This window comes from Pseudoalteromonas sp. TP27 (assembly GCF_056470645.1).
In genome coordinates, this window is sequence record NZ_JARDAK010000011.1 from 131,495 (window position 1) to 148,998 (window position 17,504).

Annotated in this window: 16 protein-coding genes; 10 read left to right on the forward strand and 6 right to left on the reverse strand. The window is 42.4% G+C overall.

The window, feature by feature from the left end; genetic code table 11:
* Window positions 1-34: 34 nt before the first annotated feature.
* The 6 genes from PX700_RS13855 to PX700_RS13880 are packed head-to-tail and all read right to left on the reverse strand — an operon-like array spanning window position 35 to window position 7,015.
* Window positions 35-931, reverse strand: a complete 897-nt coding sequence (locus tag PX700_RS13855; protein WP_479521017.1) for a hydroxymethylglutaryl-CoA lyase — start codon at window positions 929-931, stop codon at window positions 35-37.
* Window positions 931-2,949, reverse strand: coding sequence for an acetyl/propionyl/methylcrotonyl-CoA carboxylase subunit alpha (locus PX700_RS13860; RefSeq protein WP_479521018.1), 2,019 nt, complete (start codon window positions 2,947-2,949; stop codon window positions 931-933). The genes PX700_RS13855 and PX700_RS13860 overlap by 1 nt, the downstream gene beginning before the upstream one ends.
* Window positions 2,950-2,957: 8 nt before the next feature.
* Window positions 2,958-3,728: an enoyl-CoA hydratase/isomerase family protein gene (locus PX700_RS13865; RefSeq protein WP_479521019.1), complete on the reverse strand. Its 771-nt coding sequence runs from the start codon at window positions 3,726-3,728 to the stop codon at window positions 2,958-2,960.
* A gap of 12 nt (window positions 3,729-3,740) precedes the next feature.
* Window positions 3,741-5,348 carry a carboxyl transferase domain-containing protein gene (locus tag PX700_RS13870; protein ID WP_479521020.1) on the reverse strand — a complete coding sequence of 536 codons (1,608 nt, stop codon included), beginning with the start codon at window positions 5,346-5,348 and terminating at the stop codon, window positions 3,741-3,743.
* Window positions 5,349-5,358: 10 nt separating this feature from the next.
* Window positions 5,359-6,534, reverse strand: coding sequence for an isovaleryl-CoA dehydrogenase (locus PX700_RS13875; protein ID WP_170070948.1), 1,176 nt, complete (start codon window positions 6,532-6,534; stop codon window positions 5,359-5,361).
* A 46-nt stretch (window positions 6,535-6,580) separates the two neighbouring features.
* Window positions 6,581-7,015: a MerR family transcriptional regulator gene (locus PX700_RS13880; RefSeq protein WP_024592405.1), complete on the reverse strand. Its 435-nt coding sequence runs from the start codon at window positions 7,013-7,015 to the stop codon at window positions 6,581-6,583.
* 330 nt (window positions 7,016-7,345) lie between these two features.
* On the opposite strand from PX700_RS13880, the gene PX700_RS13885 reads away from it, so the two are divergent.
* The 10 genes from PX700_RS13885 to PX700_RS13930 form a co-directional block, all read left to right on the forward strand.
* The gene (locus PX700_RS13885) at window positions 7,346-8,527 is read left to right on the forward strand and encodes a thiolase family protein (RefSeq protein WP_479521021.1); all 1,182 of its coding nucleotides are present in this window, start codon (window positions 7,346-7,348) and stop codon (window positions 8,525-8,527) included.
* 125 nt (window positions 8,528-8,652) lie between these two features.
* Window positions 8,653-10,143 (forward strand): CoA-acylating methylmalonate-semialdehyde dehydrogenase, encoded by a 1,491-nt coding sequence (locus PX700_RS13890; protein ID WP_479521022.1) that lies wholly within the window; start codon window positions 8,653-8,655, stop codon window positions 10,141-10,143.
* Between the two features lie 162 nt (window positions 10,144-10,305).
* Window positions 10,306-11,463, forward strand: a complete 1,158-nt coding sequence (locus PX700_RS13895) for an acyl-CoA dehydrogenase family protein (RefSeq protein WP_165727517.1) — start codon at window positions 10,306-10,308, stop codon at window positions 11,461-11,463.
* A gap of 10 nt (window positions 11,464-11,473) precedes the next feature.
* Window positions 11,474-12,265: an enoyl-CoA hydratase gene (locus PX700_RS13900; protein WP_415636047.1), complete on the forward strand. Its 792-nt coding sequence runs from the start codon at window positions 11,474-11,476 to the stop codon at window positions 12,263-12,265.
* On the forward strand, window positions 12,265-13,407 hold the full coding sequence (locus PX700_RS13905; RefSeq protein WP_479521023.1) for an enoyl-CoA hydratase/isomerase family protein: 1,143 nt from the start codon (window positions 12,265-12,267) through the stop codon (window positions 13,405-13,407). Before PX700_RS13900 ends, PX700_RS13905 begins: the two co-directional genes overlap by 1 nt.
* A gap of 24 nt (window positions 13,408-13,431) precedes the next feature.
* A complete protein-coding gene (gene mmsB / locus PX700_RS13910) occupies window positions 13,432-14,331 on the forward strand; it encodes a 3-hydroxyisobutyrate dehydrogenase (protein WP_479521024.1) in 900 nt (299 codons plus the stop codon).
* Window positions 14,332-14,340: 9 nt separating this feature from the next.
* The gene (locus PX700_RS13915; RefSeq protein ID WP_149602660.1) at window positions 14,341-15,111 is read left to right on the forward strand and encodes an SDR family oxidoreductase; all 771 of its coding nucleotides are present in this window, start codon (window positions 14,341-14,343) and stop codon (window positions 15,109-15,111) included.
* 437 nt (window positions 15,112-15,548) lie between these two features.
* A complete protein-coding gene (locus PX700_RS13920; protein ID WP_479521025.1) occupies window positions 15,549-16,040 on the forward strand; it encodes a hypothetical protein in 492 nt (163 codons plus the stop codon).
* Between the two features lies 1 nt (window position 16,041).
* Window positions 16,042-17,085: a class I SAM-dependent methyltransferase gene (locus PX700_RS13925; RefSeq protein ID WP_479521026.1), complete on the forward strand. Its 1,044-nt coding sequence runs from the start codon at window positions 16,042-16,044 to the stop codon at window positions 17,083-17,085.
* A gap of 239 nt (window positions 17,086-17,324) precedes the next feature.
* Window positions 17,325-17,504: transposase (locus tag PX700_RS13930; protein ID WP_479521027.1), on the forward strand; the 180-nt coding region annotated here is incomplete at its 3' end.

A 17,504-nucleotide genomic window follows, 5' to 3' on the forward strand; every position in this document is an offset into this window, starting at 1 on the left:
GTTAACTATCTTGTAATATCATTTTATAAGATAGCTATTTAGTGTGTAGTGCCACAGATACTTTGCTCACAGGTTGCTTACCAAGTGCTTTGGTTATCTCCCAGCCAGCATCACTTAACCTTTGTAAATCAATTCCATGCTCAATGCCAAGCCCTTGTAGCAAGTAAACTACATCTTCGGTGGCAACATTTCCTGACGCACCCTTAGCATAAGGGCAGCCACCAAGGCCAGCCACTGCCGCGTCAACTGTTGCTATACCTAGGTTTAAGGCTGCGTAAATATTTGTGAGCGCTTGTCCGTAAGTATCATGGAAATGCACGGCCAACTTGGTTTTATCAATGTGTGTTAAAAGTAATTCTATTAGCTGCGTTACTTTTTTAGCAGTGCCAACACCTATGGTATCGCCAAGGCTTACTTCGTAACAGCCTAAATCTAATAGTTTTTGCGACACACTCAGCACTGCTTGTGGGTCAATATCACCCTCATAAGGGCAACCTAGCACACAGCTTACATAACCACGCACGCGAATGTTATTCGCTTTAGCAAACGCCATTATTTCGCTAAAGCGCTCAATACTTTCATCAATGGAGCAGTTTATGTTTTTTTGGCAAAACGACTCACTCGCAGCGGTAAATATAGCAAACTCTTTAATGCCAACAGCGTGCGCTGCTTGCGCACCTTTTAAGTTAGGTGTAAGGGCACTTAGGTTTACATCAGGTAAATCAAGGGCTGATATTACATCTGCTGAGTCTGCCATTTGCGGCACCCATTTAGGGGATACAAACGCGCCGGCTTCAATGTCTTTTAAACCAGCAGCACTTAGCGCGTTAATAAGCGCTACTTTATCCGCTGTACTGACTGTTTTTTCGTTTTGAAGGCCGTCACGAGCGCCAACTTCAACAATACGTACTTTACTCGGAAAAGCACTCATTATGCATCTTCCTCAGTCGTATCTTCTACTATAGCAAGCAGAGCACCATGGGTTACCAGTTCGCCCTCACCAAAACAGTAGCTTTTTAAAATGCCGTCGTGTGGTGCGTTAAGCGTGTATTCCATTTTCATGGCTTCAATAATAACAACTGCATCACCTTTGATAATTGTGCTACCAATGTCGATTAAGTGTTTTACTACCGTGCCATTGAGCGGGGCGGCAAGGGGCAGTGCTTCGCTTTCGTGCGAACTAATATAGTGTTTATCAACTAGTTCAAGCTTAGTTTGCAGTGCTTTATTCATCACTGTCACACTATTAGCTACTGTACTATTGCCAACGGTATAATTACCTACCGTAGTTACATGTGCGCTGTGTTTTTCGCCGTTAATAAATACAGTGCATAGGCCGTTATTTAATGTGCCTTGTAGGTTAAATACGTGCTCGTTATGCGTAATACTATAGCCCGCTGTGGTTTTTATAGCGCTTAGCTGTAAATCGGCAAAAGGAATTTTAATTGCTTGCGGCGCATTGAGTGTAAAACCGCTTAGTTGTTGCCAAGGGCTTACACTCTTTGCTGCATTTTGTGTATTAGGTAACGACTCTAAATATGCAAACGCACCAATAAGTTGGCTTGCTTGCAACAGCTGCTCATCAACCGCTACTAACGAGTCACCTTGCTCTGCTATAAAGTGCGTACTTGGCGCACCTTGTTTAAACGTAGGGTGGCTTGCTAAGTTATGTAAAAAGCCAATGTTAGTGCTAAAACCCGCTAAATGAAATTGCTCAAGGGCGTGTTGTAAACGGCTCAAGGCTTGTTCGCGATTGTCGTCGTGCACAATAAGTTTTGCAATCATCGGGTCGTAAAACGGGCTGATTTCATCGCCTTGTGCAATGCCTGTATCAATGCGTACAAATTCACTGTTAAGTGGTGTATGTAGTGCTTCAATCTTGCCTGAGCACGGAATGAAGTCGTTGGCTGGATCTTCTGCGTATATACGCGCTTCAAAGCTATGACCCTGCAATTGAATATCACTTTGTGTTAGTGGCAATGTTTGCCCACCCGCAATATTAATTTGCCAATTAACTAAATCTACACCGGTTACCATTTCGGTCACTGGGTGTTCTACTTGTAGGCGCGTATTCATTTCCATAAAGAAAAATTCATCGCCACACAATAAAAACTCAACCGTACCTGCACCTCGGTAATTTATAGCCAGTGCACAGCGTACAGCCGCTTCACCCATTTCTTTTCGTAGCTCGTCAGATAAACCTGGGGCAGGGGCTTCTTCAATTACTTTTTGATGACGACGTTGCAGGGAGCAATCACGATCGCCTAAATAAACACAGTTACCGTGGTTATCTGCAAATACTTGTACTTCAACATGGCGAGGCTGGTTTACGTAGCGCTCAAGCAATACTAAATCGTTACCAAAACCGGCAATAGCTTCACGTTGCGCACCTTGTAGTGCACTCATAAAGTCTTTTGCTTTTTCAACTACGCGCATGCCTTTACCACCGCCACCAAAGGCGGCTTTAATAAGTACAGGGTAGCCAATTTTTTCAGCTTCACTTTGTAAAAAAGCAGGGTCTTGTTTATCACCGTAATAACCAGGCACTAACGGCACATTGGCGGCTGCCATTATTTCTTTAGCGCGGGTTTTAGACCCCATTGCTTCAATACTGCTTGCTGGTGGCCCTACAAAAGCAATATTGTTCGCTTCGCATGCCTTAGCAAATTCACTGTTTTCAGATAAAAAACCATACCCTGGGTGAATGCAATCAGCGCCACAATCTTTGGCCACTTGCAAAATTTTATCAGCTACTAAATACGAGTCTTTACTTGGCGCAGCACCAATATGGTAAGCCTCATCAGCCATTTTTACGTGTTGGGCATTTTTGTCTGCATCAGAATAAACCGCGACCGTGGTTAAGCCCATTTGTTTTGCGCTGCGCATTACGCGGCACGCAATTTCTCCACGATTGGCAATCAGTATTTTTTGTAATCGTTGTGTGTTCATAATCAATCCTACAGTTGCCAAGCGGGTGGGCGTTTATCAAAAAAAGCAGTTAGCCCTTCTTGACCTTCTTCAGATACGCGAATTTTTGCAATACGCTCAGCAGTAAGTTCAATGAGTTCATCGGTAATCTCTTTATTTGCGACATCGTTAATTAATGCTTTTGCGGCTTTTACTGCAACAGGTCCGTTATCAATCAGTGTTTGCAACATATTATCGACCGCACAGTCTAAATTACCGGTTACTTGATGAATTAAACCCAGTTGTTTAGCAGTATGTGCATCAAACACTTCAGCCGTTAAAAAGTACCTGCGAGCAGCGCGTTCACCAATCGCTTTAATGACGTATGGGCTGATAACAGCCGGAATAAGGCCAAGCTTTACTTCGCTTAAACAAAATTGCGCATCGTCTTTACTAAGGGCTATGTCGCAACAGGCTATTAAACCCAGTGCACCACCAAAAGCAGCACCTTGCACAGCGCAAATTGTAGGGTGCGGCGAGCTTGCTAATACCTGCATTAATTTAGCTAAATGCATAGAATCAGCTAAATTATCGGCGTAGTTGTTATCCGCCATAGACTTCATCCACGCTAAATCAGCACCGGCTGAAAAGTGTTTACCGTCGGTTTTTAAAACCAAAGCACGAATATCGAGCGTATTTGCATGTTCAATACACTGAATCAATTCGTGTATTACTTCGCTGTTAAATGCGTTTCTTTTTTCTGGGCGGCTTAACACAAGTACAGCCACATTAGATTTTGTTATTTGTAGTGTTACTGACATTTTGCGCTCCGGTTACATTCTAAATACGCCAAATTTCGAATCACGTTTTGGTGCGTTATTCGCAGCCGTTAACGCAAGCCCTAATACATTACGCGTATCGGCAGGGTCTATAATGCCGTCATCCCACAAGCGTGCGCTGGCGTAATACGGGTGACCTTGCTCTTCGTATTGATCAATAATTGGCTTTTTAAAGTCAGTGATTTCTTGCTCGCTCATGCTTTGGCCTTTGCGTGCTAAACCATCTTGTTTAACTTGCGCCATTACACCGGCTGCTTGCTCGCCGCCCATTACCGAAATACGGGAATTAGGCCACATCCACATCATGGTGGGTTCAAATGCACGGCCACACATACCGTAGTTACCTGCGCCGTAAGAGCCACCAATAAGTACTGTAAATTTAGGCACATCAGCACACGAAACCGCCATCACCATTTTAGCGCCGTGCTTAGCAATGCCTTCGGCTTCGTATTTTTTACCCACCATAAAGCCAGTAATGTTTTGTAAAAATACCAAAGGAATATTGCGCTGAGCACACAGCTGAATAAAGTGCGCGCCTTTTTGCGCCGACTCACTAAATAAAATACCGTTATTAGCCACTATGCCAACCGGGTTGCCATAAATGCTGGCAAAACCCGTTACCAGCGTTTCACCAAAGTAACGTTTAAATTCATCAAATGATGAGTCGTCCACTGTGCGCGCTATTACTTCGCGTACATCAAACGGCTTTTTAAGGTCGGTACCCACAATGCCGTAAAGCTCGTTAATGTCGTAACGTGGTGGCTTTACATCCTCTAGAAGAGGGGCTGTAGGGCGTGTGTAATTAATGCGCTCAATACATTGGCGCGCAATAGACAGCGCATGAGTATCGTTTTCAGCGTAGTGATCGGCAACACCCGACACTTTACAGTGCACATCGGCGCCGCCTAGTTCTTCGGCGGTTACTTCTTCGCCTGTTGCTGCTTTTACAAGGGGCGGACCTGCTAAAAATATAGTGCCTTGCTCTTTTACAATAATGCTTTCATCGGCCATTGCAGGTACGTATGCACCGCCTGCGGTACACAAACCCATTACCACGGCAATTTGTGGAATGCCTTTACCCGACATACGGGCTTGATTGTAAAAAATACGACCAAAATGCAGCTTATCCGGAAATACATCGTCTTGCTCTGGCAGGTTTGCACCACCCGAATCTACAAGATAAATACACGGTAAGTGGCAACGCTCTGCAATGTCTTGTGCACGTAAATGCTTTTTAACGGTAAGCGGAAAATACGTACCGCCTTTAACCGTGGCATCGTTTGCAATAATCATGCATTCAATGCCTTTAACACGGCTAATACCGGCTACAACACCTGCGCACGGTATTGCTTGCTCGTACACACCAAATGCCGCAAATTGCGAAATTTCTAAAAACGGTGAGCCTTCGTCAATTAACGTACTTATACGGTCGCGTACAAATAATTTACCACGGCCTTCGTGGCGCTCTTTTAACGCAGCGCCTCCGCCTTGACTAATAGTGGCTACTTTACTGCGTAAATCATCCACCAGCGCCGACATGTTTTTATGGTTTTGCACAAACGTTGGATCGTGAGGATTAACGCTCGATTTTAAAATCGTCATGGTTTAATCCTTAACGGCTTTCAGTGAAAAGTTCGCGGCCAATAAGCATGCGGCGTATTTCTGATGTACCTGCACCAATTTCGTATAATTTAGCGTCGCGCAGCAGGCGGCCCGTTGCGTATTCGTTTATGTAGCCATTGCCACCTAAAATTTGAATCGCATCGAGTGCCATTTTAGTTGCAAGCTCTGCGGCATATAAAATGGCACCGGCTGCATCTTTACGGGTTGTTTCACCTCGGTCACAAGAGCGAGCTACCGTATATACATATGAGCGCGCCGCATTCATTTGTGTATACATGTCGGCTACTTTGCCCTGAATTAACTGAAATTGACCAATAGGGGTGTCAAATTGTTTACGCTCATGAATGTACGGTACCACTATGTCCATACACGCTTGCATTATGCCAAGCGGGCCAGCTGCAAGTACTACGCGTTCGTAATCAAGGCCACTCATAAGTACTTTAACGCCTTCGTTTAAGTTACCTAAAATGTTCTCCTCTGGTACTTCACAGTTTTCAAATACTAGCTCACAGGTGTTTGAGCCACGCATGCCCAGTTTGTCTAGCTTTTGCGCTGTTGAAAACCCCGGAAAGTTGCTCTCAACAATAAACGCGGTAATGCCTTTAGCGCCGGCATCTAAATCTGTTTTAGCGTAAATAACTAATGTATGTGCGTCTGGTCCATTAGTGATCCACATTTTATTGCCGTTTAAAATGTACTTATCGCCTTTTTTCTCGGCTTTAAGTTTCATTGATACAACGTCAGAACCTGCATTAGGCTCGCTCATTGCAAGGGCACCAATGTGCTCACCACTAATAAGCTTAGGTAAGTATTTTTCTTTTTGAGCTTGTGTGCCATTACGGTTAATTTGATTAACACACAGGTTTGAATGCGCGCCATAGCTTAGGCCAATAGAGGCACTGGCGCGGCTAATTTCTTCCATAGCAATAACATGTTCTAAGTAACCTAATCCTGCGCCGCCTAACTCCTCAGATACGGTCATACCTAGTACGCCCATTTCGCCCATTTGAGTCCAAAGTTGATTTGGGAAAGCGTTATCTAAGTCAGTTTTTTCAGCAAGTGGGGCAATTTCTTGGCTTGCAAAACTGTTTACGTGGTCGCGGATCATATCGGCGGTTTCGCCTAGGCCAAAGTTCATTTCTTTATATAGTGAAATAGTGCTCATGATTCATTCCTGTGTGTCGTCAGTGTGTTGTTATTCTTAAAATAGGCTACTCGTCTATTTTGTTAAGTGTGTCTCTGCAGCGGCGCTCGGCCGTCACTAACTCCATAAGAACAACTTTAATGTCGTCCATTTGTTGAGATAGGTCAGATTTTTTATCAGCTATTAAATCAAGCATGGTAACCAGCTGCTTAGCGCTTGACTTATCAGCGTCGTACAGTTCAAACAAACGGCCGGTTTCGGCAAGCGTAAAGCCCAATCGTTTACCACGTAATATTAGTTTTAAGCGCACTTTGTCGCGTTTTGAATAAATACGGGTTTGACCATTACGATCAGGTGTTATTAGCCCTTGGTCTTCGTAAAAGCGAATAGAGCGGGTAGTAATGTCAAATTCTTTAGCGAGTTCGCTAATGCTAAATGTTTGTTCATTACTTGCCGGCATTTTGGCTGAACTTGCAAAGTTTGTTTGATTATCTGGTTTCATAATTGTATTTACCTCATTCGAATAACTCCAATATAAGTGAAGTTTACGTAAAGGTAAAGCTTGGCGTGATTTGAAACTATTTATAAAGGAGTGCTGGTGTGAAATTTTAAGTTATATTGTTAGCATTCAATAAGTTAATTTTATTTATTTGATACAGCCTAACAGCTGGAAAATAATGCTTACACTTTTAAAACTAAAAATTAAGCTGTTTTTAGTTGACGTTGGCGTAAACGTTAGTATTGTGTGTAGGTATTAAATAATAAATGAATACTAAATTAATAGAGCAAATATACTAACAATTATTTGCATTAAATTACAACGGAGTTAGTTATGACTTTAGAATCAGTGGTAATTGTAGCAGCAAAACGCACCCCAATGGGTGGTTTTATGGGAGCGTTAAGTGATGCGCAGTCTACCGAGCTTGGCGCAACCGCCATTGCCAGTGCACTTGCACAAACTGGTTTAGCTAATGATGCAATAGATGAAGTAATTATGGGTTGTGTATTACCAGCAGGCCTTGGGCAAGCACCTGCACGCCAAGCGATGTTAAAAGCAGGGCTTGCACTTAGCACCGGTGCTACAACAATCAACAAAGTATGTGGCTCTGGTTTAAAAGCGGCCATGCTTGCAAACGATTTAATTAAAGCAGGCTCTATTCAATCAGCTATTGCCGGTGGTATGGAAAGCATGACAAACGCACCGTACTTTATTCCAAAAGCGCGTGGCGGAATGCGTATGGGTCACGGCGAAATAAAAGATCACATGATGAGCGATGGCCTTGAAGATGCTTACGACAACAAAGCAATGGGCTGTTTTGCACAAGACACCGCCGACGAATACGGCATTGGCCGCGAGCAAATGGATACGTTTGCACTGGGCTCATTAAGTAAAGCAAAAGCCGCAATACAAAACGGCAGTTTTGATAACGAAGTTGCCCCGCACACAATGCAAACACGCAAAGGCGATGTAACAGTATCGATTGACGAGCAACCAGGTAATGCCCGTCCTGAAAAAATCCCAAGCCTACGTGCAGCGTTTAAAAAAGACGGCACTATTACAGCGGCTAATTCATCGTCAATTTCAGACGGCGGCGCAGCGCTTATATTAATGAGCGAATCAAAAGCAAAAGAGCAGGGCTTAACACCGCTTTGTAAAATTGTAGCCCACAGCACACATTCTCAAAAACCAAGTGAATTCACAGTTGCGCCAGTAGGCGCAATGAACAGCGTGCTTGAAAAAGCAGGTTGGACTACAAGTGATGTTGATCTTTGGGAAATTAACGAAGCATTTGCCATGGTAACTATGCTGGCTATTAACGAGTTAAAACTAGATGAAAGCAAAGTAAACGTAAATGGCGGCGCATGTGCACTTGGTCACCCAATTGGTGCAAGCGGCGCGCGTATTTTAGTAACGCTTATTCATGCCCTTAAAAATCGAGGCCTTAAAAAAGGTATCGCGTCTTTATGTATTGGTGGCGGTGAAGCGGTTGCTATGGCCGTAGAAGCGTATTAACTAGGTATTAAGTAGTTATAAGAAAGCTATACGAATAACTATAAAAGCGCTGCACTAATAATACTAACAAAGCGGCGCTACTTATTTTTAATGAGAACACACAACTCACACACTAGGATTTAATCATGCACCAAGTACCACTACTTATTAATGGCGAATTTATTCAATCAGCATCAAAAGAGCTTATCGATGTTATAAACCCAGCAACTCAAGAAGTACTTGCACAAGTGCCATGTACCACCGAGTCAGAAATGGACGCGGCAATTGCCTCAGCCTCTGAGACGTTTAAAACATGGAAAGACGTACCTATTACAGAACGTGCTCGCATTATGATGAAGTACGCGGCGCTATTAAAAGAACATCACGATGAGCTTGCTACCATTATTTGCCACGAGCTGGGTAAAACATTTGAAGATGCAAAAGGCGATGTGTGGCGTGGTATTGAAGTAGTAGAACAAGCAGCTAACGCACCATCATTAATGATGGGTGAAACAATGGAAAACGTAGCCCGTAAAATCGATACGTATTCTTACATGCAGCCACTTGGCGTATGTGCGGGCGTTACTCCGTTTAATTTCCCTGCAATGATCCCACTTTGGATGTTCCCGCTGGCTATTGTGTGTGGTAACACCTTTATTTTAAAACCGTCTGAGCAAGATCCACTTACACCAATGCGTTTAGCAGAGCTATTTATTGAAGCCGGTGCACCAAAAGGCGTATTACAAGTTGTTCACGGTACAAAACCACAAGTAGACCGCATATTAGAAGATAAAGCAGTACGTGCTATTTCGTTTGTTGGCTCGTGTGGCGTAGGTGCTTATATTTATTCTAAAGGCACGCAAAACCTTAAACGCGTTCAAGCCTGTGTTGGTGCTAAAAACCACATGGTTATTATGCCTGATGCAAGTAAATCGCACGTTGTAAACAACCTAGTGGGTGCATCAGTTGGTGCTGCTGGCCAGCGCTGTATGGGTATTTCGGTTGCTGTATTTGTAGGCCAAGCGAGCGAATGGGTAGATGAAATTAAAGCAGGCTTTGAAAATGTACGCCCAGGTGTATGGGATGATGCAAATGCGGCATATGGTCCACAAACATCAAAAGCAGCAAAGTCGCGTATTTTATCGCTTATTGCCGGTGGTAAAGAGCAAGGCGCTACCTGTTTAATTGATGGCTCAGACTTTACAGTTGAAGGGTATGAGCAAGGTAACTGGGTTGGCCCAACGTTATTTACTGACGTAACCAAAGAAATGGATTTATACAAAGAAGAAATATTTGGCCCCGTACTGGCGTGTATGTTTGTAGACACGCTTGATGAAGCAATCGCACTTATTAACGACAGCCCTTACGGTAACGGCACCTCGTTATTTACCTCAAGCGGCGCAGTGGCTCGTAAATTCCAACACGAAATTGAAGTAGGGCAAGTAGGTATTAATGTACCAATTCCGGTGCCACTTCCGTTCTTTTCGTTCACTGGTTGGAAAGGCTCATTTTATGGCGATACGCACACGTACGGTAAACAAGGTATTCGTTTTTACACAGAAACTAAAACGATTACCTCACGTTGGTTTGAAGACGATATTGCTTCGGGTCCAAACATGAGCATTAACTTAAAATAATCGTAATTAAAAAATGAGTAAATAAAAGAATAATTAATAATAAAGATGGGCGCGAAGGCTACTTCACACACAACACACATAAGCTTTCGCCGCTCGTCACTAACTATTCCTGTAATGGGAAAACGACACACAACAACAAACACAACTAAAGAGGTCTCTACCATGGACTTTAACTTATCAGAAGATCAACAAGCCTTTGCGCAAACAGCACGACAATTTGCCGAGTCAGAACTCGCACCTTATGCAGCAAAATGGGATCGCGAACATATTTTTCCTAAAGACACGATTAAAGCGGCTGGCGAGCTTGGTTTTTGTGGTTTATACACGCCAGAGGAAGCGGGCGGCCTTGGTTTATCACGTTTAGATTCGAGCATTATTTTTGAGCAGCTTGCTATGGGCTGTACCGCAACAACGGCCATGTTAACCATTCATAATATGGCCACCTGGATGGTAGCAAGTTTTGGTACCGATGCAGTTAAAGACCAATACGTAGAGCAATTAGTAATGGGCGAGCTACTTGCCTCTTATTGTTTAACAGAGCCAGGGTCGGGTTCAGACGCCGCATCACTTAAAACAAAAGCCGTGCTTGAGGGCGATGAGTACGTTATTAACGGCTCAAAAATGTTTATATCGGGCGCTGGCGAAACCGAAGTATTGGTGGTAATGGCACGTACAGGCGGCGAAGGCGCCGCGGGTATTTCGGCATTTGTAGTCCCTGCCGACGCAAAAGGCGTTGAATACGGCAAAGCAGAAGAAAAAATGGGTTGGAACGCACAACCTACACGCCTAATTAGCTTTGAAGATGTACGCATACCTGCGCATAACTTATTAGGGGCTGAGGGCGAAGGCTTTAAATTTGCGATGCAAGGCCTTGATGGCGGTCGAATTAACATTGCCACATGTTCAATTGGTACAGCGCAAGCAGCGCTTAATACCGCCCGCGAATATTTAAAAGAGCGCACGCAATTTGGTAAACCACTCGCTGCGTTTCAAGCACTACAATTTAAAATTGCCGATATGAACACCGAGCTTGTAGCTGCGCGCCAAATGGTCAGGCTTGCTGCATTTAAACTTGATAACAACGACGTTGAAAAAACCACTTACTGCGCCATGGCTAAACGCTTTGCTACCGATGTTGGTTTTACCGTGTGTAACGACGCACTGCAAATTCATGGTGGTTACGGTTACATAAAAGAATACCCACTTGAGCGCCATGTACGCGATGTGCGTGTTCATCAAATTTTAGAAGGCACTAACGAAATCATGCGCGTAATTATTGCGCGCCGTATTTTAGCCGAGTCAGCAAGCGACGTTTTATAAGGAGCAATTTATGTCAGAATCTAAATCTAATCCGAGTATTGAACTTACAACCGAAGGTCATGTTGCAATTTTAACAATGTCTAACCCGCCAGCAAACACGTGGACAAAAGACACTTTAGTTGATTTAAAAAATACCGTTAACGAGCTAAACAATAATAAAAATATTTATGCCTTAGTGCTCACTGGCGAAGGCGAGAAGTTTTTTAGCGCCGGTGCCGACCTAAACGTATTTGCAGGTGGCGATAAAGGCGTAGCCGCCGATATGTCGCGTGTATTTGGTGAAGCGTTTGAAGCGCTTACTAATTTTAGAGGTGTGTCGGTCGCTGCTATTAACGGCTATGCAATGGGCGGCGGCTTAGAAGTAGCCCTTGCGTGCGATTTACGTATTGCGGAAGAGCAAGCACAAATGGCGCTACCTGAAGCTAAAGTAGGGTTATTACCGTGTGCGGGTGGCACACAAAATTTAGCATGGCTTGTAGGCGAAGGCTGGGCAAAACGCATGATTTTATGCGGCGAGCGCTTAAAAGCTGATAAAGCCCTGCAAATTGGCTTAGTAGAAGAAGTAGTTCCACAAGGTGAAAGCTTTGCTGCGGCATTAAAACTAGCCAACCAAGTGGCCGATCAAAGCCCTACCTCAGTAGCAGCGTGTAAAACATTGATTCAAAAAGGGCGTCATCAACCAATGGCAAGTGTATTGCCTCTTGAACGTGAATTATTTGTTGGTTTATTTGATACCGAAGATCAACAAGAAGGCGTAAATGCCTTTTTAGAAAAACGCCGCGCTAACTGGGTAAACGGCTAATGAGTGCTTTAACAGTATTAAATAACGCCGATGAGCCCGTGATATTTGAAACTGCAACTGCAGAAAATGGCAGTTTAATAGGGCTTATTACACTCAATGCGCCAAAAGCGTTAAATGCACTTAATTTTGAGATGATCAAATTACTTGAGCCGCAATTGCAAGCTTGGCAAGACGATGATGCTATTACAATGGTGTTGTTAAAAGGCGCTGGCGATAAAGCATTTTGTGCTGGTGGCGATGTTGTAAGCCTTCATCATGCAATGGCGCAAGGTAAACCAACAAGCCTAGTTGAAGAGTTTTTTACGCTTGAGTATAAACTTGACTACCTTATTCATACCTTTGATAAACCAATCCTTGTTTGGGGTAACGGCATAGTAATGGGCGGCGGTTTAGGGTTAATGGCCGGTGCTAGCCACCGCGTCGTAACCGAAACATCACGCATTGCCATGCCAGAGCAAACCATTGGTTTATACCCAGATGTAGGCGGCAGTTACTTTTTACATAAAATGCCACAAAGTGTTGGGTTATTTTTAGGCTTAACGTCGGCCTCTATAAACTGCGACGACGCGCGTTTTGTATCGCTTGCCGATCACTTTATCGATAGCAACAAATATGATGCCATGCTTGCGCAAATTTTAACTGCTAAGTGGGGCAAAACGGCAAGCCTAAATCATGACAGGTTAACCGATTTACTCACCGATTTAGACAACCAGTCGGCGCGTATGCCTAAAGGTAACGTAAAAGCTAACCTAAAAACGATTCAAAAACTGGGTGAGTTTACAACCTTGCAGGAGCAAGTTGATTACATTTTAGGGCTAACCACTGACGATAAATGGCTACAACGCGCTCAAAAATCACTTAAACATGGCTGCCCACTAAGTTGTGCACTTGTAAGTGAGCAATTAAAAACAAGCCAAGGCAAAAGCTTATTAGCGTGTTTTAAAATGGAGCTGGGTATGTCGGTTCGCGCTGGCGAAGTAGGTGAGTTTCAAGAAGGTGTAAGGGCGCTACTAATAGATAAAGACGGTGCGCCAAATTGGCAATACAAAACACTTAGTGATGTACCACAAACAATAATAGATAGCTTTTTTGCTAACCGCTTTGGCGAAAATCACCCGCTCAATGAGCTTGCTGTTAAATAAAATTGGTATCTAAAAGGAACAACTATGAGTAAATTAAACATAGGTTTTATTGGTTTAGGTAATATGGGTGGCCCAATGGCGGCTAACCTAATTAAAGCAGGACATACTGTGAGTGTGTTCGATTTAAACCAATCGGTCGTAAATGAGCTTGCAAGCAAAGGCGCAAAAGCAGCAGTTGATGCAAAACAGTGCGCAACTAATGCTGACGTACTTATTAGTATGTTACCTGCGGGCAAACATGTTAAGTCGTTGTACTTAGGTAATAATGACGACAAAGGCCTAATTAACGTCCTGAGCAAAAATACATTAGTCATTGATTGCTCAACAATAGATGCAGAGTCAGCCCGCATTGTAGGCAGTGCGCTTGGTGAACAAGGCATAAGCTTTGTAGATGCACCGGTATCGGGCGGCGTTGCAGGCGCAACCGCAGGCACACTTACCTTTATTGTAGGCGGCGAAAAAGCAGCGTTTAATAAAGCAAATACAGTGCTTAGTGATATGGGTAAAAACATATTTTATGCAGGCGATATTGGTGCAGGGCAAGTTGCCAAAATATGTAACAACATGCTGCTTAGCATTTTAATGGCAGGCACCAGCGAAGCACTGCAAATGGGTATAAATAACGGCCTAGACCCTAAAGTACTTAGCGACATAATGACCGCAAGTTCTGGCCGTAACTGGACGCTTGAACTTTACAATCCTTGCCCAGGTGTAATGGATACCGCACCGGCTAGTAACGATTATAAACCAGGCTTTATGGTTGATTTAATGGCTAAAGATTTAGGGCTTGCCATGGAAGCCGCGCAGCAAAGTAATTCATCAACCCCAATGGGTTCAATGGCTAAAAATTTATACACTATGCTACAGCACCAAGGTGCGGGTAGTGATGACTTTAGTGCCATTTTTAAACTGTTTTCTAAGTAGGAGCAACGCGTGGAAATTAAAAATAACACGGTAGTAATAACCGGTGGCGCACAAGGTTTAGGCTTTGCAATGGCGCAAAAGTTTGCTCTTATGGGTGCAAACATCGCTTTAATAGATATGGCACAAGACTTATTAAACACCGCATGCGAGCAGTTAACGCAGCTTGAAGGTGTCACAAGCAATATTAAAGGTTATGCCGCAAACGTAACCGCTGAGAGCGAAGTAGAAAACGTATTTAATACCATTAACAGCGATTTTGGTCACATTGGCGTACTTATTAACAACGCCGGTATTTTACGCGACGGCATGTTTATAAAGGCTAAAGACGGCAAAGTCGTTAAAAAAATGTCTCTTGAGCAATTTCAATCGGTGATTGATGTAAACCTGACAGGTGTGTTTTTAGCAGGGCGGGAAGCTGCAAGCCACATGATTGAATCAGGTAAAGGCGGCGTAATCGTTAATATGTCGAGCGTAGCGCGCGCAGGTAACATAGGCCAAACAAACTACGCGGCATCAAAAGCAGGCGTAGTGGCACTTACCACCACATGGGCTAAAGAACTTGGACGCTTTGGTATACGCGTAGGCGCTATTGCACCAGGTGTAATAAGCACCGCCATGACCGACGCCATGAAGCCCGAAGCGAAACAACGAATGCTTGCAGTAACGCCAGTAGGGCGCTTAGGCGAAAGCGACGAAATTGCCCATACCGCACAATACATAATCGAAAACGACTTTTTTACCGGTCGGGTGGTAGAAATAGACGGCGGCATTCGTTTGTAAACCGAACTGGATTAAGGTTTATTTAAAAAGCATGGCGCTTGTGGGCTGTGCTTTTTTGTTTTAAATCGGGGAGTTTATAATCTTGAAAAAGGGCTGGTAACCCCGCTGGTAATTTGTTGTAAACGCTTGCTATACATAGGATCTTTAATCATCGTTAGAAAGATAAATTTTATAAATAATATTAAGCTTTAAACGCGCACTGTTTGCACAGACAGTTGTTTGTGTTTTGTCCAATAACATTATTAAAAGTTGTTTTGGTGTATTTTAACAACGGCAATTTTATAACATACGTAATTACTTGTTTACATTGAAGTAGTTTGGTGGAATTATTAAGCAATGTAATATACGCCGTTTTGGGGTGTTATAACCCCCCAAAGTGGTGTTCAATAAGCGGTTAGGGGTTTTTATGTTTCAATCTAATATGGAGAAGTTAAGTCATGAAAGACATTGATCACCCTGTATTGTATTCAACTATGAGTACGTTGGCTTACAATATTAATAAAAAATACTATGGTGATAAACATTACTTATGGTGTACCCCTTATTTTGGTTCAGATTTTCAATCACCTCATTTCACTGTCCCTCCAAGTTCATCTCCACTTGAAATATACAACACTTTAAAAAATGAAGTTGATGGTTCTGATTTGCATAATACGAAAATAAAACTGAATCGAAGGGGCATAAGAAATGGTGCTGGTATTATGCTTAAGCTTAAAAAAATTAGCCAAGAAATTCACGATGAAATAGTTGTTATCTCAAAGCTTGCAAAAGACCAACAGTTCAAACCTTTACTTTGCGTTATATCTAGAACTGAGGCATTACCATTTTATCAAAAGGTTGATGTCAAAAAACGTGCAAACCCGATGTCACATGAGTATATAGTCTCTGATTTACCACAGGCCGCATTCGATATTATAAGGATTGGATAAGATGAATGAACTAAAAAATATGGTTTCTAATGAGTTAGTGTCTGATGCTAGATCTGCATTCTATTATTTAGGGCGTTATTTAAAACAAGCCACGATTTCTGAAGACTATGAGAAAGATATTTTTGATGATGGTTTAGAAAGTCGGCCAAATGAAGTAGTAAAAAATCTGACTATTAAACTTATTGAATTTATAGAAAATTCTCAAAAGAAGAAGTGTTTTGATTTTTCGGATAATGAATATAATCATTGGATGGATATAATTGATTCTGTAGAAAGTCAGCTTGATTCAACTCCTTCTGATGAGTTAGTTGACACAGCTAGGGAATCTATTAAAGAGCTTAGTAACCCTGAACAATATTCACAACTTTGGAAGGCAGAGTCTGAACAGCTCGAATCTAACAATATTTATGAACAATTATCAAGAATGATCCCCTGTGAAAACACTCTTGAATTTGGTTGTGGTATAGGTAATGGAACGATTCATCTTGCAAAAAACAGAGATGTATTATCTCTGGATAATAACCAAAGTCTCATAGAACAAGCTATGACACGATTAGAAAACCAAGGTATAAAGCATCAAATACATAAATGTGATTTTTTTAATATTGGTGAGACAGAAAAACAACTTATCTGTGCTTTTGAACCCAAAGTGATCGTTGGCTGGTTTATTGGATCTCATGGTGAAGATATATTTAAAAACACAAAAGAAGAGCCTCACCCGATAACAAAGTCAAAGTTATATAGAGAAAAAATCGAAGACATAATAATTTCAAGTGATGTTTGCATCGACTCTGTTGAATATATTCATTTAGCTAATAGAGGTGAATTAGTTGTTGGGTTTAGTGAAAAAGAGATATTTGATTCTCAAAAAGATGATTACGATACTCACGTATTTAAAAAAATTGGCTTTGAAGTAGTCGAAGTTAATCAAGTCGAATGGGTACGCGAAAAAAGTGAATTTTCATACGGGCATGCCCATAACCCTATTCTGGCTAAGGGTGAAAGAGTACCTGTAATTACTTCAATAATTGCAAAGAGAATTTAGCTTTTAGGTTAAAAATCAGACAACCCCTAACAAGAACATCAAACGGAAAATTTACAGTTTGCTGCGCTCGTACCTCGCACATTTTAGCCAACTATAATTTTCCGCTTATGTAAGCGTTGAGGCTGTAGAATTACTCTTTTTAGGAACGTATCCAACTATTCTTGGTTGGTTGCTTTTTAATCTTGAATCCATCTGTTCGCTGTGATCTAATAGATATTATTCACCCACGGTAAACTGTTATGGCTAACTACAAGCCTGACTTATCCTGTCAAAATAAATTCATTCCTATCAATTTCGCTGAGCAAATTTTGCCTGGTACATTTGAATATGCCCTTTGTTATATCATCGAAAATAAACTCGATTTATCGGGCTTTGACGCGTGGTACAACAATGAAAAAACGGGCGCTGCTGCGTATTCG